This window comes from Bacillus sp. B1-WWTP-T-0.5-Post-4 (assembly GCF_009183795.1).
Lineage (GTDB): Bacteria > Bacillota > Bacilli > Bacillales > Bacillaceae_G > Bacillus_A > Bacillus_A cereus.
The window spans coordinates 861,211-884,811 of sequence record NZ_WEIJ01000002.1 but is presented as its reverse complement, the minus strand read 5'-3'; the positions used below and the strand labels follow the sequence as shown (position 1 = coordinate 884,811).

The window sequence follows — 23,601 nt, the reverse complement described above, 5'->3', positions numbered from 1 at the left end:
ATTTAAAATATAATTTTTAAAAAAGTTATATACATAAATAATTGCAATACGCGCAGTTTTATCTTTCTGAAAGATCTATTTCTTTAATTTCGAATATTAAGACTAATGTTGATAAATCTTCAGATAATTAGAAAAAATAACCAAAAGGATATATAATATTGCTTAATAAATAATTTTAATGAATTACATATATTTCATCTGGTGTATTAATTGAATATCATAATTTAAAATTTTATTAAGCAAGAATCTCGGTTACTTATTGCATTTCTAACATAGGGTGAGATAGAAAAATACAATAGTGTGGAGGTTTTTATAATGACGTTTGTTCTTAGTAAAATGAATGGGTTTAGCATAGAAGAAAAGGTACATGAATTTGAATCTAAAGGATTCCTTGAAATCTCAAATGAAATCTTTTTACAAGAGGAAGAGAATCATCGTTTATTAACACAAGCACAGTTAGATTATTATAATTTGGAAGATGATGCGTACGGTGAATGCCGTGCTAGATCTTATTCAAGGTATATAAAGTATGTTGATTCACCAGATTATATTTTAGATAATAGTAATGATTACTTCCAATCTAAAGAATATAACTATGACGATGGCGGGAAAGTTAGACAGTTCAATAGCATAAATGATAGCTTTTTATGCAATCCTTTAATTCAGAATATCGTGCGTTTCGATACTGAATTTGCATTTAAAACAAATATAATAGATACAAGTAAAGACTTAATTATAGGTTTACATCAAGTAAGATATAAAGCTACTAAAGAAAGACCATCTTTTAGTTCACCTATTTGGTTACATAAAGATGATGAACCAGTAGTATTTTTACACCTTATGAATTTAAGTAATACAGCTATTGGTGGAGATAATTTAATAGCTAATTCTCCTCGGGAAATTAATCAGTTTATAAGTTTGAAGGAGCCTTTAGAAACTTTAGTATTTGGACAAAAGGTCTTCCATGCCGTAACGCCACTTGGAACAGAATGTAGTACGGAGGCTTTTCGTGATATTTTATTAGTAACATTTTCTTATAAGGAGACAAAATGAGAGAGAATAAAATAATTATGATTTCTGGAGCCAATAGCGGTATAGGTCATGCTTGTATAAAATACTTTTTAGAAAAATCATTTCATGTAATAGCGCTTGATATTCATAATAATAATTTAATAGATTATATGAAAACAGATATGCCTTTGAAAGTAGTGCAAATTGATTTAAGTAATAGCGAAGCGATTCATAATCTTTTTACTCAATTAGATTTAGAAAAGCTTTCTCCTGATATATTAATAAATGCAGCTGGTATTCGAGAGATAACACCTGTTTTACATTTATCCGATGATATGTTTAAAAAAGTAATTGATGTAAATTTAGTAGCCCCATTTATCCTTTCTAGGGAAGTAGCTAAGCGATGGTGTGAATCGAAAATAAAAGGTTGTATTGTGAATATAGCATCAGTTTCTGGATTAATGGCTGAACCAGAGCGAGCTGCTTATGTTGCATCAAAGCATGCTTTAATCGGATTGACTAAACAGATGGCTATGGAATTTGGGAAGCAAAATATAAGGGTAAATAGCATTTCTCCCGGTGTTATTAGAACCGAACTTACAGAAGAATACTTTAGTAATAAAGCCTTGATGTCTATGATAAAAAGTAATCAATCTTTAGATACTTGGGGGTTGCCGCAGGATATTGTTTCATGTATTGAGTACTTGATTTCTGATCAGGCCCGCTTTATTACTGGTTCTAATTTTGTAATTGATGGTGGTTGGACTGCTGGGAAAAATTTATAATTGAGTGTTTTTGAGGAAAAGCACCTGTCCTTTTTTTAGGCTGGTGTTTTTCTCACTATAAACCGAGTTTTTATTGGAGGGGGATTAATTTGCTTCAAAAGAGTTTTAAGCAAGAGAAAACGGTACCGGCCTTAAAGATGATAGCATCAATGGTTATCTTTGGATCAGTTGGATTTTTTTCGGTTCAAACAAACTTACCTTCGTTTGAATTAGTGTTTGTAAGGTGTATTTTTGCGACAATATTTTTAAGTGTATGCTGGTTGCTTACAGGGCAATATAAACAAGATAAATGGGAACGAAAAGAAGTTATTCAAGTTTTAATATGTGGTTTTTTCTTAGTATTTAATTGGGTTTTCTTATTTAAAGCCTTTGAAAATATGTCAGTCACCATTGCTATCTCAGTTTATCATCTTGCACCAGTAATTGTACTGTTAATTGGAAGTATCGTCTTTAAAGAAAAATTAACATTCATATCTATCATTTCAATAATTGTGTGTTTTGCAGGAGCTTTATTAATTGCTGGTATCGATGGAAGCTTCTCTTTCGGTTCATTAATGTCTTCAGGTATGATATGGGGATTTCTTGCAGCTCTCTTTTATGCATTTACAACTTTATTTGGTAAAGGGATTAACAAAATGAGTGCGTATGCAATGACATTTTTACAAACATTCTTGGGGATATTTCTTTTAATACCATTTATAGATTTAGATGCTTTTAGTGGCCTCACTCAAAGTAATTGGACATATATTATAGCTACTGGTTTTATTCACACAGGGATAGTATATTATCTGTTTTTTGATAGTTTACGCTATTTGTCTACAAAAACCATCTCAATATTAGTTTTTTTAGATCCGGCAGTGGCAATATTATTAGATACTGTACTTACTGGATTCCGTCCAACTTTAATGCAAATAACAGGAATTCTTTTTATTTTTATTGGCATGACTTTAACATTAAAAAAATCTAAAGATAAAAAACTGAGCCAAAAAGAAAAGCGAATTGAAAGCGATGCTAGTATATCTCAACAATAATGAAATATATTGTGTATAAAACGATAAACCTTACATGAATCATGTAAGGTTTATTTTAGTTCAATATAATTCATATTTATAATACATAATTTTCAAAACTGAGGTGTGTGTTTCTTTAATATGCTTTTGATTCAACTATTTTTATTTGACTATAAATTTACAAAAATGTATATGAAATCTTATTTTTTGATAATATATAAGTAATAAATTCATAGAATTGGAGTGATGAGATGCAGCCGTTAGAAAGGGAGATTCATTCTAATATGCTGAAAGTGTGGCGAATTCACGCTTTAATTGGGACGGCAGTTATACTAACAGTCGTAATTGCGTATTTCTTTTTTATGATTAACTTTAACTGGTGGGGCTGGTTGTTTGGACTATTAGTAACAGGAGCTATTACATTTATTCCACTTGATTATTTTGTGTTTCCAAATTTACGTCAGCGCTATTATAGTTACAGATTAAATGAAGAAGAGATTGAGATTCAAAAGGGAATGTTCGTTGTAAAACGCGTACTTATTCCGATGATCCGTGTGCAGCACGTAACGATTGAGCAAGGGCCGATCATGAGAAAGTATAATTTAGCAGAATTACATATTTCAACAGCCGCAACTTCTCATAGTATTCCAGGTTTAACGACAGAAGAAGCAGAACAGCTGAAAAGACAAATTGGAGAACTTGCGAAAGTGAGTGATAAGGATGTATAAGAGGCAACATCCGATTACGATATTGTTAGGTATTAGGATTGCGAGTTTGTTGCCACTTATTATTCTTGTTTTATTTAAACCTGATGAACAAGTGGAACCTTGGTATTTATTTTATCTTTTTCTTCTGGTTGTTTTATTCATCATGGCTATTTTTTCAGCAATTAAATGGTATTTTAAAGTGTACTGGATTGAGAATAATATTTTACATATAAAGCACGGTGTTTTTGTAAAGAAGGAAAGCTATTTAAATAAAGAGCGTGTACAAAATATTAGTACGTCTTCTAACATCATTTATCAAATGCTCGGACTTATGAAGTTAAATATAGAAGTAGCCGGTGGTGGTAATGAACCAGAAGTGATGTTGGCTGGTATTAAAGAAGACGAGGCAAAACATTTAATTTCTTTATTACATAAGAAAGAAACTACTGTAAAAGAAGAAATAGAAGAGGAAGAAAGCAAGACGGTTTATCAGTTAACAGCGAAAGAGGTTTTAGCCGCAGCGATTACATCTGGTCGGTTCGGACTAGTGTTCTCTGGACTAGTACTTCTTTACACAAAGTTTGATTTTGTTCTTCCTGAAGGATTCACAAGTAAAGTAGAAGCGTATGTGATGGGAAACGGTGTTTATAAACTAATTGTAATTGCATTAATTTTAATGGGAATTTCGTGGATTATTTCCACGGCTGGATATGTGTTGAAATATGCAAACTTTAAAATTGAGCGAAAAGGGGAAGAGATTCGTATCGTTCAAGGATTATTTGAAAAGAAAGAGTTTGTCTTAAAATTGCACCGCATTCAAGCGATTACTGTAAAAGAAGGTATGCTTCGCCAGCCGTTTGGCTATTGTGCTGTTGAAGTGGAAGCAATTCAAAGTATTGGAGCAGCAAGTAACGGAGTAATGTTGCATCCATTTATGAAGAAAAAAGATGTACAGCACCTGATCACATATTTAGAGTTACCATATGAAATCGAAGCGGAGATCGTTCACTTACCAAAAACAGCGTTGCGTCGTTATTTCATTGTGGGCTGGTTAATAAGTATCATACTCACAGTTCTAATTGCCAGCGTGAGTATATATTTTAAACAATATATTGCGTTGTTTGTTATTTTACCGTTATTTATCGTGTTTTCGTTACTTGCGTATGCTAGATATAAAAGTGGCGGTTATGAATTAAGAGAAAATCAACTAACGGTTGTATATCGTAATTTTTCGAAATATACAGGAATAATGCGAAGAAGACATGTTCAAGCAGTAGGTTATAATCAATCGTATTTTCAAAGAAAAGATGAATTATGTACAACTCTTGTAGCGGTAGCTGGGCGGGGTTATGAAGTAAAGCATATGAGAAAAAAAGATTCACTTCGTATATATAATTGGTACAAAGAAAAAGGAAACACCGGTGTGTAATGGTGTTTCCTTTTTGTCATTAAATTGATATCTTTAGTCGAATCGTTGATATATTTCAAGATATGATAGATATATTCGGAAAATCGTTGATATATTTCAAGATATGATAGATATATTCGGAAAATCGTTGATATATTTCAAGATGTGATAGATATATTCGGAAAATCGTTGATATATTCAAAGATATGATGGATATATTCGGAAAATCGTTAATATAATTTCACGTACTGTTAGTGTTGTATTATGTTTTAATTAAACTAACACATCAAAAGTAGTCACAAAAGATGGACGAGAGAAAATACTCTTTTGCTGTTCCGCATGTGGATGCGCTGGAGCTTGTCCTTCTGCTTGCGTGGGACGTTTTTTATGAGCGTTTTCGAATGAACGTGATTCTGTCCAGTCTTTAAAGTTTTGCTCTGTTTCCCACATCGTTAAGATGACGTATGTATCGTTACTTAATGGGCGTAGAACACGGATCGCTTGGAATCCTGGTTCGTTTTCAATAAGGCCTGCGCGGTTTTTAAAACGGTTTTCAAATACTGGGCGACCTTCGTCTGTGACAGAAATGTTGTTACAAACGATATAGCCAGGTTGTCCTTTAAATTCACCGACAGCATCTAGTACATCATATTGAAGTGAACCTTCTATAGATTCTTCTGTATTTTCTTTATAAAACATATTTTTTTCATCATTTTTTGCAGTGAAATGTGCTTGTTCTAGAGGTGTTTCGTATGAAATAATAGCCTTCATTTTAATGCCCCCTTAATAGTTTGTTTCTATTATATCAACTCTCTTAAAAAACTTCGAAGATTATATACATAAAGATACTTCTTTTTCAAATAATAAATGTACCATCATTTGGAAAGAAGGACGATGTATGAAGAAAGTAAAGTGGACTTTATTAGGCGGCGTCGCAACGTTCGTAGTAGCGATTGTAATCTATAAACTTATCGTGTTAGCTGGTGGCTATATGATGGATGAAAAGCAGCTCGTTTTCCACTCTTCATCACGTATCGTTGACCAGAAAGGGAAAGAAATTACGAAATTATACGTAGAAAATAGAGAGCTCGTACCAATCGAGCAAATTCCGAAGTATGTGCAGCAGGCGTTTGTTGCGGTGGAAGATTCTCGTTTTTATGAGCATCAAGGGATTGATTATCCGTCTATATTCCGTGCTCTTTATAAAGATACGTTAGCTAGAGAGAAGGTAGAGGGCGGTAGTACCATTACGCAGCAACTCGCTAAAAACGTCTTTTTAACTCGTGAAAAAACATTTACGCGCAAATTGAAGGAAGTCGCAATTTCTCTTCAATTAGAGCAAAAATATACGAAGCAACAAATTCTTGAAATGTATATGAATCATATTTATTTTGGTCATGGGGCTTACGGCATTCAAGCGGCAGCAAAGTTGTATTTTAATAAAAATGTTGAGGATTTAACAGTAGAGGAAGGGGCAATGCTTGCAGGCCTTCCGAAATCACCAAACGGATATTCACCGTACTATTCTGCAGAGAAGAGTAAGGAACGCCGTGATCTAGTGTTGTCACTTATGCATAAACAAGGCTATTTGACTGCAGAAGAAAGCGTTCGTTATCAAGGGAAGACAATTGCTCTATATAAAAATTTAGATGAGAATGAGCTTGCATATATGCCGTATATTGATATGGTCATAGATGAAGCCGCTCGTTTATACGGATTGTCTCATCAAGAAGTACTTCGCGGAGGATATACGTTTGTCGTACCTATGGATGAAAAGATTCAAAAGGTAGCATATAACCAGTTTCAAGATGCAAGGAATTTCCCTGGGAAAGAAGAGGGGGCGCAAGGTGCTTTCTTATTAATGGATAATCGTACGGGAGGGATTAAAGCGGCGATTGGGGGAAGAAAGTACGTCCCGAGAGGATTTAATCGTGTTTTTGCCAAAAGGCAGCCTGGATCTGTTTTAAAACCACTTATCGTTTATGCACCAGCACTAGAAACGAAAAAGTATAATCCGTATTCTTTATTAACGAACGAAAGAAATTCTTTTGAAGGGTATGAACCTCGAAATTATAATCATGAGTATTCAAAAGAAATGACGATGTATGATGCGATTTTAGAGTCGGCAAATGTACCGGCAGTTTCTTTATTAAATGAGTTAGGGGTAGAAGAAGGAAAGCAATATTTAGAAAAAGGAAATGTTCATATTGCAGATGCTGGTTTAAGTACAGCGCTTGGCGGATTGAAAAATGGCGTTTCAACATTTGATCTTGTAAAAATGTATCGTTCATTTTTAGCAAATGGAAATATTATCGAGCCGCACGTTATTGATAAAGTATTAAATAGACACGGTGCAGTCATTGGGGAATCTCCAAAAGTAGAGACAAAAATCTTCTCGAAGCAGACAGCATGGTATATGACGAAAATGTTAGAAGGAGTTGTGAAGGAAGGAACAGCGAGAGTTGGTGTATATAACGGTGCGTTAGCTGGAAAAACGGGTACAACTTCATTGCCAAATGACGATAAGGGAGCAAGAGATATGTGGTTCGTTGGTTATACACCGAACTTAGTAGGCGCTGTTTGGATTGGTTATGACCGTACGGATAAGGAGCATCAGTTGCAAGGAGAAAGTGCATCTGCGACAAAATTGTTTAAGAAAATTTTAACGAAGGCTAATGTAGAACATAAAGAGAAGTTTATGAAGCCTGAAGGTGTGGAAACAATCGGCGCTCCGATTCGGCTGCGCAAAATTGAAGATGTAAAAATGAAATTATCATTTAGCCCTTTCGGTTTATTTAAAGCAAAATTAAGCTGGACACCACTTCCAGATAACAGAATTATGTACCGAATCTATAGAGTGGAGAATGGAATTCATACGCATGTTAGCACTGTAAATGGTGCTGGGGAATATGAGGAAAAGTTCATTAACATATTTTCAAAACCGAGCTTTTACGTTGTACCATATAATACACAAACGAATCGTGAAGGAGAAAAGTCAAAAGTAGCTAAACCATAGTTTTTCTCTGTGTTATAATAAGAATGTTGTGAAAATAGTAAGCGTTTTTACGAATGTTTGTGTCAATTTAATGAACAACGTACATAATATTATGCATTTTGTTTTTACAAGCTGTATAGTAAAAAAAGATAAATATCGAACGTATTCGAAGCATTGGTAAGGAAGGGAGCAAGGGTCTTGGTAAGAACTATAAATGAGACATTTTTAAAAGCATGTAGGGGGGAACGTACTGATTATGTACCAGCATGGTATATGCGTCAGGCAGGTCGTTCGCAGCCGGAATATAGAAAGATAAAAGAAAAGTATTCTTTATTTGAAATTACACACAATCCAGAGTTGTGTGCTTACGTGACAAAGTTGCCGGTTGATCAATATAACGTAGACGCAGCAATTCTTTATAAAGATATTATGTCACCACTACCTGCAATTGGTGTGGATGTAGAAATTAAATCAGGTATTGGCCCAGTTATCGATAACCCAATCCGTTCTTTACAAGATGTAGAAAAACTAGGGGAAATCAATCCAGAAGATGACGTACCGTACATACTAGATACAATTCGTTTATTAACGACAGAAATGTTAGACGTACCGTTAATCGGTTTTTCAGGAGCTCCATTTACATTAGCGAGCTATATGATTGAAGGCGGTCCATCTCGTAACTACCATAATACGAAAGCGTTCATGTATGCAGAGCCAAAAGCTTGGTTTGCTTTAATGGATAAACTAGCAGATATGGTTATTACATATTTAAAAGCGCAAATTAACGCAGGAGCAAAAGCAGTTCAAATTTTCGATTCTTGGGTTGGAACAGTAAATGTAGCAGATTATCGCGTATTTATTAAACCAGCAATGGAGCGTATTTTTGCAGAAGTTCGTAAGATGGGTGTTCCAATGATTATGCACGGCGTAGGAGCTGCACACTTAGTGAATGAGTGGCACGACTTACCGCTTGATGTAGTCGGCTTAGACTGGCGCTTACCGATTGAAGAAGCACGTGCACGGGGCGTTCATAAGGCGGTACAAGGTAATATGGACCCTTCATTCTTACTTGCACCATGGTCTGTTATTGAAGAACATGTAAAAGGTATTTTAGATCAAGGGATGAAACAGCCGGGTTATATCTTTAACCTAGGTCACGGTGTATTCCCAGAAGTAAATCCAGATACATTAAAACGTTTAACTACATTTATTCATGAATACTCTAAAGGGCAGTTAGCGAAGTAAAGGAGCATTGCTGTATGAAAAAGAAAATTGGTTTGCTTGTAATGGCATACGGAACGCCATATAAAGAAGAAGATATTGAACGTTACTATACACATATTCGCAGAGGAAGAAAGCCAAGTCCTGAAATGCTGGAAGATTTAACAGAGCGTTACCGTGCAATTGGTGGTATTTCTCCTTTAGCTACTATTACATTAGAGCAAGCTAAGAAGTTAGAGAAGCGTTTAAATGAAGTACAAGATGAAGTAGAGTACCATATGTATCTTGGCTTAAAACATATTGAACCGTTTATTGAAGATGCGGTGAAAGATATGCATAACGACGGAATACAAGATGCAATCGCACTTGTTCTTGCACCTCACTATTCTACGTTTAGCGTGAAATCGTACGTTGGACGAGCACAAGAAGAAGCTGAGAAACTTGGAAACTTAACAATTCACGGCATTGATAGCTGGTATAAAGAGCCGAAATTCATCCAGTACTGGGTTGATGCAGTGAAAGGTATATATAACGGTATGTCAGATGCAGAGCGTGAAAAAGCAGTATTAATCGTATCTGCACATAGCTTACCAGAGAAAATTATTGCAATGGGCGATCCATATCCAGATCAATTAAATGAAACAGCGGATTATATCGCGCGCGGAGCTGAAGTAGCAAACTATGCAGTAGGCTGGCAAAGTGCAGGAAACACACCAGATCCTTGGATTGGTCCAGATGTACAAGATTTAACGAGAGAACTAAATGAAAAGCACGGTTATACTTCATTCGTATATGCACCAGTTGGATTTGTTGCGGAACATTTAGAAGTTTTATATGACAACGACTTTGAGTGTAAAGTTGTAACGGATGAAATTGGTGCAAAATATTATCGTCCAGAAATGCCAAATGCATCGGAGGCATTTATTGATTGTTTAACAGATGTTGTATTAAAGAAAAAAGAATCTGTACTGTAAGAAGAAAGGAGGAGCCTGCTTGAGGAAAAAAGTTGTGATCGTCGGCGGAGGCATCACTGGATTAACAGCAATGTATAACTTACAAAAAAATATTCATGAAAAAAACTTGCCGATTGATACATTACTTATAGAAGCATCGGGTAAACTTGGCGGAAAAATTCAAACCGTTCGAAAAGATGGATTTACAATTGAGCGCGGACCAGATTCTTTCTTAGCACGAAAAGAAAGTGCAGCTAGATTAGTGAAAGAATTAGGTCTTGGCGATGAACTTGTAAATAATCAAGCCGGTCAATCATTTATCCTTGTAAACAATCGGTTACATAAAATGCCGAATGGATCAATGATGGGAATTCCAACGCAAATTACGCCGTTTCTATTTTCCGGGCTGTTCTCCCCAATTGGTAAACTAAGAGCTGGCTTTGATCTATTAATGCCGAGGTCAAAGCCAGTATCTGACCAATCACTCGGACAATTTTTCAGACATCGTCTTGGAAACGAAGTGGTTGAAAACTTAATAGAGCCGTTACTATCGGGTATTTATGCAGGGGATATTGATGAAATGAGCTTAATGTCAACATTCCCGCAAATGTATCAAATTGAGCAGAAACATCGCAGTATTTCACTCGGTATGCGTACGCTCGCTCCGAAAGAAGAGAAAGCTGAACCGAAAAAGGGAATGTTCCAAACAGTGAAAACAGGTTTAGAATCTATCGTAAAATCTCTCGAAGCAAAGATGCATGAAGGTACGATAATAAAGGGAACTCGCATTGAAAAAGTTGCGAAACAGGGTGATGGTTATACGATTACTCTTAGTAACGGAAAAGAAATAGAAGCGGACGCCATCGTAGTGGCAACTTCGCATAAAGTATTGCCGTCCATGTTTGCTCAGTACAAGCAGTTTCGTTTCTTCCGTAATATTCCATCCACATCCGTTGCGAATGTGGCACTTGCTTTCCAAAAGTCTGCAATCCAGCGCGATATTAATGGTACAGGATTTGTCGTATCACGAAATAGCGATTACACGATTACAGCATGTACGTGGACGCATAAAAAATGGCCACATACAACGCCAGAAGGAAAAACACTCCTTCGCTGTTACGTTGGACGTGCTGGTGATGAAGCGGTTGTAGAACAAACTGAAGAAGAACTCGTTCAGCTCGTACTAGAAGATTTAAGGAAGACGATGGATATTACAGAGGATCCAGAGTTTACAATCGTAAGTCGCTGGAAAGAAGCGATGCCTCAATATACAGTGGGCCATAACGAGCGAATGAAAAAGCTCACAACATTTATGGAGAAAGAGTTGCCAGGTATATACTTGGCAGGTAGCTCCTATGCTGGTGCTGGACTTCCAGACTGTATGAATCAAGGTGAGGAAGCTGCAAAGCGTGTATTATCTCATTTGGAGAAAGTAATAGATGCTGAATTAATCGCACAATAAATTATAAGAAACGCCTTCAATCATATTGAAGGCGTTTCGTTTATTATATAAAATACTTATTCGCCAATAAACATATATAAGTTATTTGGCTTTATAACAGCATCTCCTGCATAAATAACCCAATCTGTTAAGTTATCAAAATCTAAATGATAACTATTTCCTTCACTCATATCTTCTATAAAATATGGTTCATTGATGAGTATTCCTTGAATCAGGTCTTCTGTAATATGTTGCATTTCAAACCACATATGTTCGCTTTTACCCTCTTCATAGGAAACACCAAACTTAGCGAGAAAACGAAACTCTTCATTGGATTTTTCAATTTGAAAAATGTTGCTGAAATACCCGAAAGTATTTTTCGCATTATAAGCCATACGATCGGTTTCACTATTTGTTTTATAGAACATGAGCCCTGTAGCTTCCTCGTGTTCTTTGAAAAAACTTTCAATATATTCTTCTGAAGTATTAAATTTGAATAAGAGAACGGATGGAGATTGATGGTATTCATCTCGGGCATCCATTCCGCCTAAGAATGTATTTTGTGCATCTATTGGCTGTAATTTCACTTCTTCATCCTCGATTGAAGATAATTGGTCCATACTCGTTTTATGCCCTATATAAGATAATCCTTTCTCCCACGGAACAGCGACTGTATGTATAGAACCTTGCTGACTATGCGCGATAACGATAGGCTCATTCATAGGGACTTGTCCATTCTCAACGGCATTATTAGCAAATGTTTGAAAGAGATCGCCAATGCCGTAGTAGGAAGAAATGCGATTTGGAATAATTAACTCTATTTCAGTTACGCCCGCTCTTAAAAGGCCGTGTGTATGAAACCAATATTGCGTAGGCTCGCCTTCTTTATCGTCTTCATAAACGGAATGAATAACGTATAAGTCAGGAATGTCAGGTAATAATTCATTTTCAACGTGATATTCAATATAGTTTCTAGATATCACTTTCATTGCTGCACTTGAATCGATTACAAATAACAAATCTGGGGCGAGGTTCCATAAAAATTGTATTTGCTGGAAAAAGCAGTCGAGTACATCGCCTACAAATAGCGTACGAGTGAAAATTTCAGTACCGAAAGCCGCATCTTCAAAATTACGATCTACAATTGTAGAATCTTGTCTATTGTACATTTTATATTCTTCTGGGTCATTCGCCTCATCAATATGCAGTTCATACGGTATGATTGTTTCATCCATATGTAACTCAACAATAAGGCTTGTCTCATCACTATAAACAATTTTTAACTCATCAACTTTAGTAGCGATATTTTCTAGCCGTTGTTTTAACTGCTCAATTGTAATTCTAGTTGGTATAACAGCAATCATATCTGAAAAATGACGTTCTAATGTTCCATTCATAGCTGCGCGGTATGTTTCTGTTTGCACTTCCATCCAATCACTCCTATTCAAATGAATCCATTTTACATGCCAATCAAATGTCGATATTTTCTGTTTTCTCTCTCTAACATTATAGAGTGCATTTGTAGAAGGTGTAAAATTATTATTTTGTATTATAGTTTGAAAGCTTGTAAATTAAATGAATCTTTTGTAAAATTTGTCGAAAAATAGTTCTATATAACGAATCATTTGTTATGATAGAAATGCTGAGAAAATATGAAATAGGGAGAGGAAAATGGCTGTGAAGAAATTGTTAAGTGTCTTTTTATCATTCTTGCTATTGCTTTCATTTACTGGAACTTTAGCGCAAGCAGAAGAAACTGCTTCTATGTCAGTAGAAAAAGCAATTCAAGTATTTAAGCAGCAAGGGAAAACGAAGGGGATTGTGGAAGGATATATTGTCGGATATACGCAAAGTTCTTCTAAATATACGAAGGATCCAGCTAAGTTTGATGATACAAACGTAGCAATTGCAGATTCGCCAAACGAAACGAATCCAGACAAAATCATGCCCGTTCAGTTGCCAAAAGGTGATGTGAGAACGGCAGTGAATGTAAAAGATCACCCTGAAAATATCGGGAAGAAAGTTAGTTTGACTGGGACTCTTGAATTATATTTTAGTAACCCAGGTCTAAAATCAGTAACAGCTTATAAGTTTCAAGGTGAAGGACAAAACCGTGTTAGCGATGTAGTAGCTTCACCGAACGGCGGAGAAGTTGCTAAAGGAACAGCGGTGACATTAACGACGAATACAGAAGGTGCAACGATTTACTATACGTTAGATGGCTCTAATCCTACTAATAAAAGTGTTCTTTATAATGGACAAATTATAGTGAATGAAAATAGTGTAGTGAAAGCAATCGCAGAAAAAGAAGGACTTACTTCTTCAGCAATTTCGACATTTTCATTTATTATCGTAAATAATGAACAGGTTCGTATTCATGACATTCAAGGAAAATCACATATGTCTCCTTACAACGGGAAGAAAGTAAACAATGTGGAAGGCGTTGTCACAGCGCTTGATAAAAACGGCTTTTATATAGAAGACAATCAGCCAGATAATGATCCAGCTACTTCAGAAGGTATGTACGTATATAAAAAAGATGCGAATGTAGCAGTAGGAGATCTTATTCAAGTTGATGGAGTAGTAGAAGAATATGTTGGACCAGGATATGCAGAGCGATTTGAAACAGACTTAACGACGACAGAAATTAAGGCGAGTCGCGTTGCTGTAATCGCAAAAGATCAAGTTTTACCAGCACCGATTGTACTTGGAGAAAATGGTGTGAAAATTCCTGATCAAATTATCGATAATGATGCATTCGGTTTATTTGATCCAAATGAAGATGCAATCGACTTTTATGAAAGTATAGAAGGCATGCGTGTTACGATGCCAACACCAAAAATTATTGCACCTCAGAAAAATGGAAATTTATATGTAACAGTAAAAAATGGTGGAGATAAAATAGTAACACAATATGGCACACCTCTATTAGATGAAAACCAATTAAACCCAGAGCGTCTTTCTGTAAAAGTACCTCGCGATTATGTAGCAAAAGTAGGAGATATTTTTACTGGAGATATAACAGGGGTAGTAGGATATGATTACGGTTCTTTCCGTATTTCGCCAATAACAGAACTGCCAGCTGTAGTGGATGGTGGATTTAAGCAAGTAGGCGCAAATATTCAGCCACGTCTTGATAAGTTAACGGTTGCTACATATAACATTGAAAACTTCTCAGCGAATAAAAAAGAAACAACAGATGAAAAGGTAAAAGCGTTAGCGTATTCTATTAAATACAACTTAAAAATGCCAGATATTATCGGTGTAGAGGAAATGCAAGATAATAACGGATCAATTAATGACGGTACAACAGATGCGTCATTAAGCGCAAAACGTATCATTGATGCAGTGCTAGAAATTCGTGGGCCGAAGTATGAGTATGTAGAAATCGCTCCAAACAATAATCAAGACGGAGGAGCACCAGGAGCGAATATTCGCGTCGGCTTCTTCTATAATCCATCACGCGTGAAATTAGCGACGGTACCGAAGTTACTTGATAAAAATGTTGTTCGTATTGGAGACGAAAATCCATTATTTGAAAGTACACGTAAACCGTTAGCGGCAGAATTTACGTTCCAAGGACAAAACATTGTTGTCGTTGCAAATCACTTAAACTCAAAACTAGGAGATGCAACGCCATTTGGAAAAGTGCAGCCGCTCGTATTAAAAAGTGAAGACAAACGAATTCAGTTAGCACAAGAAGTAAATCATTTCGTGCAAGGAATTCAGAAAAAGAATACGAATGCACCAGTTGTCGTGTTAGGTGATATGAACGATTTCGAATTCTCTAAACCACTAAAAACACTAGAGGGAACAATCTTAAAAGATATGTTAAACACAGTGCCAAAAGAGAATCGTTACACGTACATTCACGAAGGAAATGCACAAGTGTTAGATCATATTTTAGTAACAAATAATATCGCACCACACACAATTGTAGATCCAGTGCACTTAAACTCAAATATAATGAAAGAGCACGGACGTGTAAGCGACCATGACCCAGTACTTGCTCAAATTGATTTGAAGAAAGCTTCTTAAAGAAAGGAACGCTTAGGTGACTAAGCGTTCTTTTTTTGCATCGTTATAGAATAGTATAAAGAGATGATTCCTTTTTTTGTAATCTAATGATAAAATTGATTGAATATTTAGTTTTTAAAAAGGGGGACAACAATGCAGTTACAAATAAATGGAAAGGTAATGAATCAGTTTGCAATTTTTTTTAGTACGATCGTCATGCTTCAGTTTGTAGCTGATATAACAGGACTTATAAGCAATCTAGATATTACGTATAACTTAATACATACAGCAGCTTCTTATATAACATTTAGTTTGGCGGTTATTTTCACTTTAATAGGTGCAAGAAGAGAATTAAGTAAATATGCAATTGTTTCATTATGTTTAGTAGTAGCGATTAAAGCGATTTATTTTGTAGCGGTTGTTATTTTATGGGGATTGGCAGGTACACCGTAAGTGAATAGTAAATAAAACCCTAATTTCCAATATAGTAAGGAAATTAGGGTTTTATTATACTTGAAACGCCTTTCTACACCGCTCTCTTTTTTGCAACCTTCTTCTATATTTTTTTCTATCACGTTTTACTCCTTGTATATACATGATTAAGCTAACGAGGAGGAAGAAGGCACATTGTATTGTCAAAATATATGGTGACATGCCATGCAGCGGCTGCCTTGGATCATATAAATGAATAGGCGCTCCACCTATTGTAGGGAGTACCGTATTTAGCAGGACGTAAGGAATAGAGGTAGTTGCAAATGGAAATAGAAGCGCCATATAGTCCTTTTGGGACCATGCAGATGCAGCAAGTCCTAAAAGAGCCATCAGACCTGCAAATAAAAAATTAATTCCGATATATACAGCAATGTAAGTGATGGGAGAAGTTTCATATAAGTTTGCGAACATCCCGTTATCATTTATAATGCCTGAACCAGCCGTTGGTACTCCGTCTGGAATGGTTAATTTGCAAAATAATAACGATAAGATGAATGGAAATGTATAAAGAAGTCCGCCGCAAAAAAATGTAACGATATATTTCGTTACTGAATAAGAAAATAAAGAAATTTCTTTACTGACAAACGGTTTAAAACCATCGGACTTATCCGAGTTATAACTTGTACTAAAGGGAAGACTTGCAATAACTGGCATTAATAATAAATAAACATCCATTTCATTTCCACGAAATCCAATCCATTTAATATCCGTCGATATAGGTCCATTCGCAGCGTCTCCTAAATAACGAATTACATAATAATAATGATAAATACAAATAAGAACAAATCCACTAAACATAATAATTAAAGAAACACGATTACAAAAAGCTTGCTTTATATTTAAACGAAGTGCACGCATCATGACTGAAAAAGCCTCCACTGTTTTGATAAACTTGTCTATTTTCTATATTACTATTAATTGTAAAGATTTTCTTGTTTTTTTATTTGATTATTTGAAAAAGAGGAAATTTGTTGTTGGTAAGTAAGGTTTAGCTGAAATTAATTTTTCTAAAATATGGTTGACAATTAAGTATTACATTTGTAATCTTAATTATAGATTACAAATGTAATACTTAGGAGTGAAACATACGATGACAAATCAATTACCTAAAATATCTGAAGCGGAATTAGAAATTATGAAAGTACTTTGGTCGAGTTCTCCGCAAACAGCGAATGAAATTATAGAAGAACTGGAAGATGCAATGGACTGGAAACCGAAAACAATCCGCACATTAATTAATCGATTAGTGCAAAAGGAAGCCGTTTCTTACCATCAAGATAAAGGGCGTATGTACGCTTATTACCCGTTAGTATCACAACATAATTATTTGCAAGTGGAAACGAAATCTTTACTAAAACGTTTTTGCGGTGCAGCGTTTAAGCCATTACTTGTTAATTTCTTAAAAGAGGAGAAATTATCTTCAGAAGATATTAATGAATTAAAACGCATTTTAGATGAGAAGACAGAGGAGAATAAGAGGAAGGATCGATAAAAATGATAAACACGCTTATAAATGTATACCTTCCTCATTTTTTTGATTGGCTTATAGAAACGTCACTTATGGCCAGCATATTAGTTGGATTTATTTTATGTATAAAAGTTCTATTTAGAAATAAATTAACCCCCCGATGGCAATATATGCTGTGGATCGTATTAATGATAAGACTCCTTTTACCGTGGTCGCCAGATAGCTCTTATAGCATTTACTCATTACTTTCCTATAGTTCTAGTGTATCGGAAGTTATTCCAAAAAATATGCCGGCTACTGAGAATATAGTGAACATAGAAAGCGATCGTAAAGTGGAATTGGAATCAAATCCTAAAATGGTGACAAAAACTAGCGAACCGGAAGTAAAAGTCAGTTCGGAAAAACAGACTACATTTTCTTTATACAAACTTGCTTTGTATGTGTGGCTAGCTGGGGTAATCATATTAGCAGCCATCACGTTTCTTACAAATAGACGTTTATATTCTTACATAAAGAAACAACCGGATATTACGGACGAACAGGTCGCTACAGTGTTTAATTGCTGTAAGCAATCTATGAAAATGAAGAAGGCAGTTTCGTTACGTCTAGCGGGAAAGATTGCGAGCCCAACTGTGTTTAGTTTCTTTCGTCCGAAAGTATTACTATCAAAAAAACATATGAAAGTATTAAATGAGCAACAATTACAATATGTCTTTTACCATGAGTTAGCTCATATTAAGAGAAACGATGTAGCTGTAAATTGGATTATGTACAGTTTAATCCTATTAAATTGGTTCAATCCGATTCTTTGGTACGCCTATTTTTGTATGCGAGAAGATCAAGAATTAGCCTGTGATGCATATGCACTTACTTTTATAGATAAAGAGGAGCAAATTGCATACGGTCATACAATTATTACCCTTTTAGAACACTATTCCTATCAATTACCAAGCCTAGCAAATTTAAGTAGAAATAAACGAACACTAAAAAGGAGAATCATTATGATTAAAAAATTCCAAAAGAAATCGTATCGTCTTTCTTTACTTGGAGTTATTGCGATAGCAGCTATAGCAGGCGGATTTTTATTAAATGCAAGGATAACTGAGGGAGATGAAAGACAGAAGGAAAAGGTTGTAGAAAACAAGCAATATAAACCTGCATTTGAAAAAGCGATAGAAACAGTATATGGTACACCAGAGAATGCAAGTAGAGAATGGGGTATGTCGATAAAATCATATAAAAGAGATACAGATTTTTTGTATTTGGCAGAAAAGAATTTTACAAAAGAAGAATTTGAACAATATGTCCAATTATTTAAAGAGGCTAGCGAAATTCAGAAAAAAGCAATGGTTAAGAAAAATGTGCCTGAGAATTATGATGGAGATACAAAGGAATATAAACCTGAACGCTTGAAGAAAGCTGATCAAGAAAGACTAGCTACTATTCAGAAGAAATTAAAACCTTTTGATGATAAATTGCAGAAGTCTTTAACATATACTATGGAAGAAGCAAAAGAACATGTACCGTATCAAATTAAGCAGCCGACTTATATACCTGAAGGTTATGAGTTAAAGAGAGAGTGGGCTGACTCATATTTTGGAAGAGATGTAGAATTAGTTATTAAATCAGAATATACAAAAGGAAAATATGGTTTTACGATTTATCAGTCAAGGATGTATATGGATGGTAATGGTAATGGCACTAAGGATCCGCTACACTATATGATGCCTGGAGTAGAGAATCTAGAAAGTTATAGTTTAGACGGGAAAGAAATGGTATATAATAAATCTTCTCATGGAGAGGGGAAGTTAAGAGGCCTTAAAATGTTTGTACCAGCACAAGGTGAGAATAGTGATTATCAAATTGTCATAGTGAATGATATTTTTACAAGAGATACAAAGATATACGAAGAGATAATCGATGATGAGCTAACTAAGAAAGAAATGGAGAAAATATTACTTTCTATGTCAAAATAATAGACAGTGTTCTTAAACCTTTGGTTTTAAGAACACTGTCTATTTTATTAAATTTCTAGTGGGATCTAGTCAGCAATTATTTATGAATATATTCTAGCTTTCCATACAAGTATACTTTTTGATAAACTATGGACAGTATGATATAACTTGACTGGAATTTTTTATACTGGAAATAATAAAAAGAGAACTTGTATAGAATGTAAGCGTGTGGTAATATCAAAGATGTACTGATTGACTATATTATCCAATCGGTCATTTTTGGAGGTGACAATGTGGCGATAGATCGAAAACGTTCTATTATTGAAGCTGCAACAAAGTCTTTTTCAGCGTTCGGTTATAAAGCAACAACGATGGATCAAGTAGCGAAGTTAGCGAATGTAGGAAAAGGAACGATTTATACTTTTTTCAAAAATAAAGAAGAGCTATTTGGTGAAATTATTTCTAATTTAATTACAGAAATGAAGCAAGTTGCAGAAAGTGCAATTCGTTCAGATGTTTCATTTTTTGAAAATGTACATAGAGCATTATATAGCATCTTGGAATTTAGAAAAGAACATCAGCTCATGATTAAATTAATTCAAGAAGAGCGCGATATGGGAACGAAAGAAGTACAAGAAGTTATGCAGCAAGTTGATGTGGAAATCGTTTCTGTTATTCAATCGTATTTAAAGATTGCGATTGAAAAAGGTGAAATTAGCAAATGTGATCCAGAAATTACAGCATTTATTATGCTTCGTCTATATGTATCGCTTATTTTTGATTGGGAAAAAAATCATGAACCGCTAGAAAAAGAAAAAATTGCAGAGTTATTTGAACTTTATTTACTAAAAGGATTGTCAAACTAAGATAATCCTTTTAATTTTATAAAAAAAATGACCGAATGAACAATGTGGTCATATATTTAAGTTAAGGGGGGGATATAGAAAAAATATAATCATAATGAGAAAAAGTTGCATAGTAATAAATTCGGGGATAAGGCATATGTATGAACAAGTATAGCCTTTTTGTTTGGGTAAAAATGACTATATGAACATTTTGGTCATTTTATAAAAGGGGGAGAAATTATGAAAGGTAATCAGTTACTTCGGAAAGAGTTCACGGAAATTATAAAAAGTAAAAAAATATTAATTCCAATTATTGCGGTCTTATTCGTACCGATTTTATATGCAGGGATGTTTTTGTGGGCCTTTTGGGATCCGTATAAACAGTTAGATGACTTACCAGTTGCAGTAGTCAATTTAGATAAAGGCGCAGTATTTGATGGGAAACCAATTGAGGTCGGAAAAGGGCTCGTTGATAATTTAAAAGATAATAAAAGTTTTAAATGGGAGTTCGTAAGTGAAAAAGAAGCAAAGAAAGGAATGGAAGGTAGAAAGTATTACATGTTAGTGCGCATTCCAGATGACTTCTCAAGTAACGCTACAACGTTACTAAAAGACAATCCAAAGCCATTAAACTTAGAGTACATTCCAAACGAAAGTTTAAACTTCTTATCTTCACAAATTGGAGGAACAGCCATTGAAAAGATTAAAACTGAAGTATCAAGCACGTTAACGAAAACATATGCAGAGAAAATGTTCGATTCTATTAAAGATGTCTCAAAAGGATTAGCGGATGGATCAGAAGGGGCAAGTAAACTACACGACGGATCAAGTGAATTGCATGATGGTTCAAGTAAAGTGACGGATGGCCTTCATACACTTCAAGGGAAATCTGGGGAGATGAAGGATGGAGTTGGGAAACTATTTGATGGATCTGGGAAAGTGACAGCAGGTTTAAATACGTTAAATAGCAAAACCGGTGAAATGCAAATAGGTATCGGGAAATTAGTAGATGGATCAGGAAAAGTAACAGATGGTTTACATGTATTAAATAGCAATGCAGGTATCGGAAAATTAGTAGATGGGTCAGGAAAAGTAACAGCAGGTTTAAATACATTAAATAGCAAAACGGGTGAATTGCGTGATGGATCTGAGAAAGTGACCGGTGGCTTGAACAAATTAGTAAGTAAATCCGGTGATTTAAAAACAGGAACAACTGATCTATCAAATGGTATGGGAAAACTTGTTGAAGGGCGAAGTCAATTAGAAAAAGGGTCTCAAGAAATTCAAAAGGGATTGCAAGATTTAAATAGTAACGTACAAAAGTCTGCTGCAGGCTTAGAGGAAATGCAGTCGAAAGTTCCTTCTATATTGAATACAGTAAATGAAAAAATAGATGGAGCTGGGGCGAATATAAATCAGTTAAATGAACTTACGCAATCAACAGCAGGAGATGCAAAAAATGCAGCGCAAGATGTAGCGAATTTACAAAAGCAAATTGAAAGTTTACCAAAAGAATATCAAGAGCAGTTACAACCGTTCATAACAAGTGCTGTAAAAAGTACAGCGACAGTTCAGCAAAAGGCTGCCGGAGTAGCAGGTGGAACAAATAAACTAAATGAAGAAGTAAAACAATTAAAGGGCGAAATACATCAAACAACAAATGGATTGCAAAATAAATTACCAAATCCAGCAGGGATGAAAGCTCTGGCAGATGGTGTTGAGAAACTAACGAACGCACAAAATGAATTTGTTAGTAAGTTTCATGGATTTGGTGAGGGATTAGATAATGCAAAAATAGGTGCTGATAAATTAAAAGATGGATCAGTTCAATTAATTGATGGAGTAACGCAATTACAAAGCGGCTCTGGAAAAGTAACAGATGGATTAGGTCAATTATCTGCAGGAGTAAATCAATTAGCAGATGGCTCAAGCCAAGTAACCGGTGGTTTAGGAACATTATCTGCAGGAGTAAATCAATTAACGGATGGCTCAAGCCAAGTAACAGGCGGTTTAGGTACATTATCTGTAGGAGCAAATCAAATGGCAGGTGGAGTAAATCAATTAGCAGATGGCTCCGGTCAAGTAACAACAGGCTTAGGCACATTATCAAATGGCTCAACCCAGCTAATCGACGGAGTAAATAAACTAGCAGACGGATCAGGAAAAGTAACGGATGGTCTCGTAAAAGTAAACGATGGTTCAGGTGAACTTGCAGAGAAACTTGGCGAAGGAGCAGAAAAAACTGGTGAAGTAAAAGGGACGGATAAAACGTATGATATGTTTGCAAGTCCTGTAAAAGTGAAGACGGAGAAAATGGCGGAAGTTCCAAACTACGGAACTGGATTTACGCCGTACTTCTTATCACTTGGTTTATTCGTTGGGGCATTACTATTATCAATCGTATATCCATTACGTGATACAGTCGGCGTTCCGAAATCAGGGGTTAGTTGGTTTATTAGTAAGTTCGGCGTACTACTATCAGTTGGTATTATTCAAGCGATAGTAGCAGATGTTATATTACTGTTCGGATTGGGTGTAGAAGTACAAAGTATTCCGTACTTCATACTCTTTAGTATCGTTACAAGTTTAGCGTTTATTGCATTAATTCAATGTTTAGTAACAGCATTCGGTGATGCAGGCCGTTTTATTGCCATTATCACATTAATTATGCAGCTTACAACGAGTGCCGGAACATTCCCGCTAGAATTGATTCCGAAGTTTTTACAACCATTCAATGCTTGGTTACCGATGACATACTCTGTATCAGGATTGAAAGCAGTCGTATCGAGTGGAGACTTTGACTTCATGTGGCAAAACATAGGAATGCTCATGATCTTTATCGTTGTATTATCACTTGGAACGATCGCTTCCTTAACTTTGATGCACAAACGACAATTTAAAAATGTTGCTGAAAATCAATCGGTTGAAGCGTAGATAAAAGCACCTTTTTGGTGCTTTTTTATTTTAATAGAGGGCACATCTTTTCCTTAGTTCATCTATAAATCTTTCTAAAAGCTATAGAAACGAAAGAAAAGGAATTACAACAATTTACAGAGAAACATAGGGTAGAGGAGTTGATATGATGAAAGGCAATCTTACTTATTATTTTATCGTAAATCCGCTAATAATCTTTCTTGTTTATGCCCTTTCACCTATATTGTTTGATAAAGAAGTATATACAAGTATGAAAGATGCATTTGGAATACTTACGTTCTATTATGTGTTAATGGGTGGATATTACTTTATTGATATTTTAAGTGAAAAGATAAAGAAAAAAAGTGATGGAGGATAAC

General features: G+C 35.1%; 19 protein-coding genes. 16 read left to right on the top strand and 3 right to left on the bottom strand.

Features of this window, described 5'->3' with window-relative positions; translation table 11 throughout:
- Positions 1 to 315: 315 nt before the first annotated feature.
- The 5 genes from GBN91_RS10220 to GBN91_RS10200 all read left to right on the top strand — a co-directional run bounded on the left by GBN91_RS10220 (position 316) and on the right by GBN91_RS10200 (position 4,942).
- Complete coding sequence (locus tag GBN91_RS10220) at positions 316 to 1,053, top strand: 2OG-Fe dioxygenase family protein (RefSeq protein ID WP_000144813.1); 738 nt, start codon at positions 316 to 318, stop codon at positions 1,051 to 1,053.
- Positions 1,050 to 1,796, top strand: a complete 747-nt coding sequence (locus GBN91_RS10215; RefSeq protein ID WP_001208938.1) for an SDR family NAD(P)-dependent oxidoreductase — start codon at positions 1,050 to 1,052, stop codon at positions 1,794 to 1,796. Before GBN91_RS10220 ends, GBN91_RS10215 begins: the two co-directional genes overlap by 4 nt.
- A gap of 89 nt (positions 1,797 to 1,885) precedes the next feature.
- Positions 1,886 to 2,827 (top strand): DMT family transporter, encoded by a 942-nt coding sequence (locus tag GBN91_RS10210; RefSeq protein ID WP_000939621.1) that lies wholly within the window; start codon positions 1,886 to 1,888, stop codon positions 2,825 to 2,827.
- Positions 2,828 to 3,057: 230 nt separating this feature from the next.
- Complete coding sequence (locus GBN91_RS10205) at positions 3,058 to 3,534, top strand: PH domain-containing protein (protein ID WP_086412766.1); 477 nt, start codon at positions 3,058 to 3,060, stop codon at positions 3,532 to 3,534.
- A complete protein-coding gene (locus GBN91_RS10200) occupies positions 3,527 to 4,942 on the top strand; it encodes a PH domain-containing protein (RefSeq protein ID WP_086389240.1) in 1,416 nt (471 codons plus the stop codon). Before GBN91_RS10205 ends, GBN91_RS10200 begins: the two co-directional genes overlap by 8 nt.
- A gap of 252 nt (positions 4,943 to 5,194) precedes the next feature.
- On the opposite strand, the gene hmoB is transcribed toward GBN91_RS10200, so the two are convergent.
- The gene (gene hmoB, locus GBN91_RS10195; RefSeq protein ID WP_016122062.1) at positions 5,195 to 5,692 is read right to left on the bottom strand and encodes a heme-degrading monooxygenase HmoB; all 498 of its coding nucleotides are present in this window, start codon (positions 5,690 to 5,692) and stop codon (positions 5,195 to 5,197) included.
- 127 nt (positions 5,693 to 5,819) lie between these two features.
- Between hmoB and GBN91_RS10190 the strand changes: the two genes are divergently transcribed.
- The 4 genes from GBN91_RS10190 to hemY all read left to right on the top strand — a co-directional run bounded on the left by GBN91_RS10190 (position 5,820) and on the right by hemY (position 11,552).
- Positions 5,820 to 7,937 (top strand): transglycosylase domain-containing protein, encoded by a 2,118-nt coding sequence (locus GBN91_RS10190; protein WP_000756287.1) that lies wholly within the window; start codon positions 5,820 to 5,822, stop codon positions 7,935 to 7,937.
- Positions 7,938 to 8,114: 177 nt separating this feature from the next.
- Positions 8,115 to 9,161: a uroporphyrinogen decarboxylase gene (gene hemE / locus GBN91_RS10185; protein ID WP_000252605.1), complete on the top strand. Its 1,047-nt coding sequence runs from the start codon at positions 8,115 to 8,117 to the stop codon at positions 9,159 to 9,161.
- 14 nt (positions 9,162 to 9,175) lie between these two features.
- Positions 9,176 to 10,111: a ferrochelatase gene (gene hemH / locus GBN91_RS10180; RefSeq protein ID WP_000726779.1), complete on the top strand. Its 936-nt coding sequence runs from the start codon at positions 9,176 to 9,178 to the stop codon at positions 10,109 to 10,111.
- A gap of 19 nt (positions 10,112 to 10,130) precedes the next feature.
- A complete protein-coding gene (gene hemY / locus GBN91_RS10175) occupies positions 10,131 to 11,552 on the top strand; it encodes a protoporphyrinogen oxidase (protein WP_001228101.1) in 1,422 nt (473 codons plus the stop codon).
- A gap of 56 nt (positions 11,553 to 11,608) precedes the next feature.
- Here hemY and GBN91_RS10170 read toward each other — a convergent pair whose 3' ends face one another.
- Positions 11,609 to 12,961 (bottom strand): DUF4026 domain-containing protein, encoded by a 1,353-nt coding sequence (locus GBN91_RS10170; protein ID WP_000453703.1) that lies wholly within the window; start codon positions 12,959 to 12,961, stop codon positions 11,609 to 11,611.
- Between the two features lie 241 nt (positions 12,962 to 13,202).
- Here GBN91_RS10170 and GBN91_RS10165 point away from each other — a divergent pair, with 241 nt between their 5' ends.
- Together GBN91_RS10165 and GBN91_RS10160 are read left to right on the top strand one after the other, a co-directional pair.
- On the top strand, positions 13,203 to 15,569 hold the full coding sequence (locus GBN91_RS10165; RefSeq protein WP_152121436.1) for a DUF6359 domain-containing protein: 2,367 nt from the start codon (positions 13,203 to 13,205) through the stop codon (positions 15,567 to 15,569).
- Positions 15,570 to 15,701: 132 nt separating this feature from the next.
- Positions 15,702 to 16,001, top strand: a complete 300-nt coding sequence (locus tag GBN91_RS10160) for a hypothetical protein (protein ID WP_001176847.1) — start codon at positions 15,702 to 15,704, stop codon at positions 15,999 to 16,001.
- A gap of 54 nt (positions 16,002 to 16,055) precedes the next feature.
- On the opposite strand, the gene GBN91_RS10155 is transcribed toward GBN91_RS10160, so the two are convergent.
- Positions 16,056 to 16,901, bottom strand: coding sequence for a membrane protein (locus GBN91_RS10155; RefSeq protein ID WP_000984146.1), 846 nt, complete (start codon positions 16,899 to 16,901; stop codon positions 16,056 to 16,058).
- A 229-nt stretch (positions 16,902 to 17,130) separates the two neighbouring features.
- Between GBN91_RS10155 and GBN91_RS10150 the strand changes: the two genes are divergently transcribed.
- The 5 genes from GBN91_RS10150 (at position 17,131) to GBN91_RS10130 (ending at position 23,600) form a co-directional block, all read left to right on the top strand.
- The gene (locus GBN91_RS10150) at positions 17,131 to 17,532 is read left to right on the top strand and encodes a BlaI/MecI/CopY family transcriptional regulator (RefSeq protein ID WP_000184510.1); all 402 of its coding nucleotides are present in this window, start codon (positions 17,131 to 17,133) and stop codon (positions 17,530 to 17,532) included.
- Positions 17,533 to 17,534: 2 nt separating this feature from the next.
- Positions 17,535 to 19,484 (top strand): M56 family metallopeptidase, encoded by a 1,950-nt coding sequence (locus tag GBN91_RS10145; RefSeq protein WP_152121435.1) that lies wholly within the window; start codon positions 17,535 to 17,537, stop codon positions 19,482 to 19,484.
- Positions 19,485 to 19,756: 272 nt separating this feature from the next.
- Entirely contained in the window at positions 19,757 to 20,329 is a 573-nt protein-coding gene (locus GBN91_RS10140; protein WP_000963381.1) for a TetR/AcrR family transcriptional regulator, read from the top strand.
- A 219-nt stretch (positions 20,330 to 20,548) separates the two neighbouring features.
- The gene (locus GBN91_RS10135) at positions 20,549 to 23,242 is read left to right on the top strand and encodes a YhgE/Pip domain-containing protein (RefSeq protein ID WP_152121434.1); all 2,694 of its coding nucleotides are present in this window, start codon (positions 20,549 to 20,551) and stop codon (positions 23,240 to 23,242) included.
- A 145-nt stretch (positions 23,243 to 23,387) separates the two neighbouring features.
- Entirely contained in the window at positions 23,388 to 23,600 is a 213-nt protein-coding gene (locus GBN91_RS10130) for a hypothetical protein (protein ID WP_001986098.1), read from the top strand.
- The last annotated feature ends 1 nt before the right edge of the window (position 23,601 follow it).

Bases quoted from the DNA above. Each gene is read 5' to 3' on its own strand.
- GBN91_RS10155 (WP_000984146.1), bottom strand. From the start codon at position 16,901: ATGATGCGTGCACTTCGTTTAAATATAAAGCAAGCTTTTTGTAATCGT.
- GBN91_RS10135 (WP_152121434.1), top strand. From the start codon at position 20,549: ATGAAAGGTAATCAGTTACTTCGGAAAGAGTTCACGGAAATTATAAAA.
- GBN91_RS10205 (WP_086412766.1), top strand. From the start codon at position 3,058: ATGCAGCCGTTAGAAAGGGAGATTCATTCTAATATGCTGAAAGTGTGG.
- GBN91_RS10150 (WP_000184510.1), top strand. From the start codon at position 17,131: ATGACAAATCAATTACCTAAAATATCTGAAGCGGAATTAGAAATTATG.
- GBN91_RS10170 (WP_000453703.1), bottom strand. From the start codon at position 12,961: ATGGAAGTGCAAACAGAAACATACCGCGCAGCTATGAATGGAACATTA.
- GBN91_RS10130 (WP_001986098.1), top strand. From the start codon at position 23,388: ATGATGAAAGGCAATCTTACTTATTATTTTATCGTAAATCCGCTAATA.
- hmoB (WP_016122062.1), bottom strand. From the start codon at position 5,692: ATGAAGGCTATTATTTCATACGAAACACCTCTAGAACAAGCACATTTC.
- hemH (WP_000726779.1), top strand. From the start codon at position 9,176: ATGAAAAAGAAAATTGGTTTGCTTGTAATGGCATACGGAACGCCATAT.
- GBN91_RS10190 (WP_000756287.1), top strand. From the start codon at position 5,820: ATGAAGAAAGTAAAGTGGACTTTATTAGGCGGCGTCGCAACGTTCGTA.
- GBN91_RS10220 (WP_000144813.1), top strand. From the start codon at position 316: ATGACGTTTGTTCTTAGTAAAATGAATGGGTTTAGCATAGAAGAAAAG.
- GBN91_RS10215 (WP_001208938.1), top strand. From the start codon at position 1,050: ATGAGAGAGAATAAAATAATTATGATTTCTGGAGCCAATAGCGGTATA.
- GBN91_RS10145 (WP_152121435.1), top strand. From the start codon at position 17,535: ATGATAAACACGCTTATAAATGTATACCTTCCTCATTTTTTTGATTGG.
- GBN91_RS10160 (WP_001176847.1), top strand. From the start codon at position 15,702: ATGCAGTTACAAATAAATGGAAAGGTAATGAATCAGTTTGCAATTTTT.
- GBN91_RS10165 (WP_152121436.1), top strand. From the start codon at position 13,203: ATGGCTGTGAAGAAATTGTTAAGTGTCTTTTTATCATTCTTGCTATTG.
- GBN91_RS10200 (WP_086389240.1), top strand. From the start codon at position 3,527: ATGTATAAGAGGCAACATCCGATTACGATATTGTTAGGTATTAGGATT.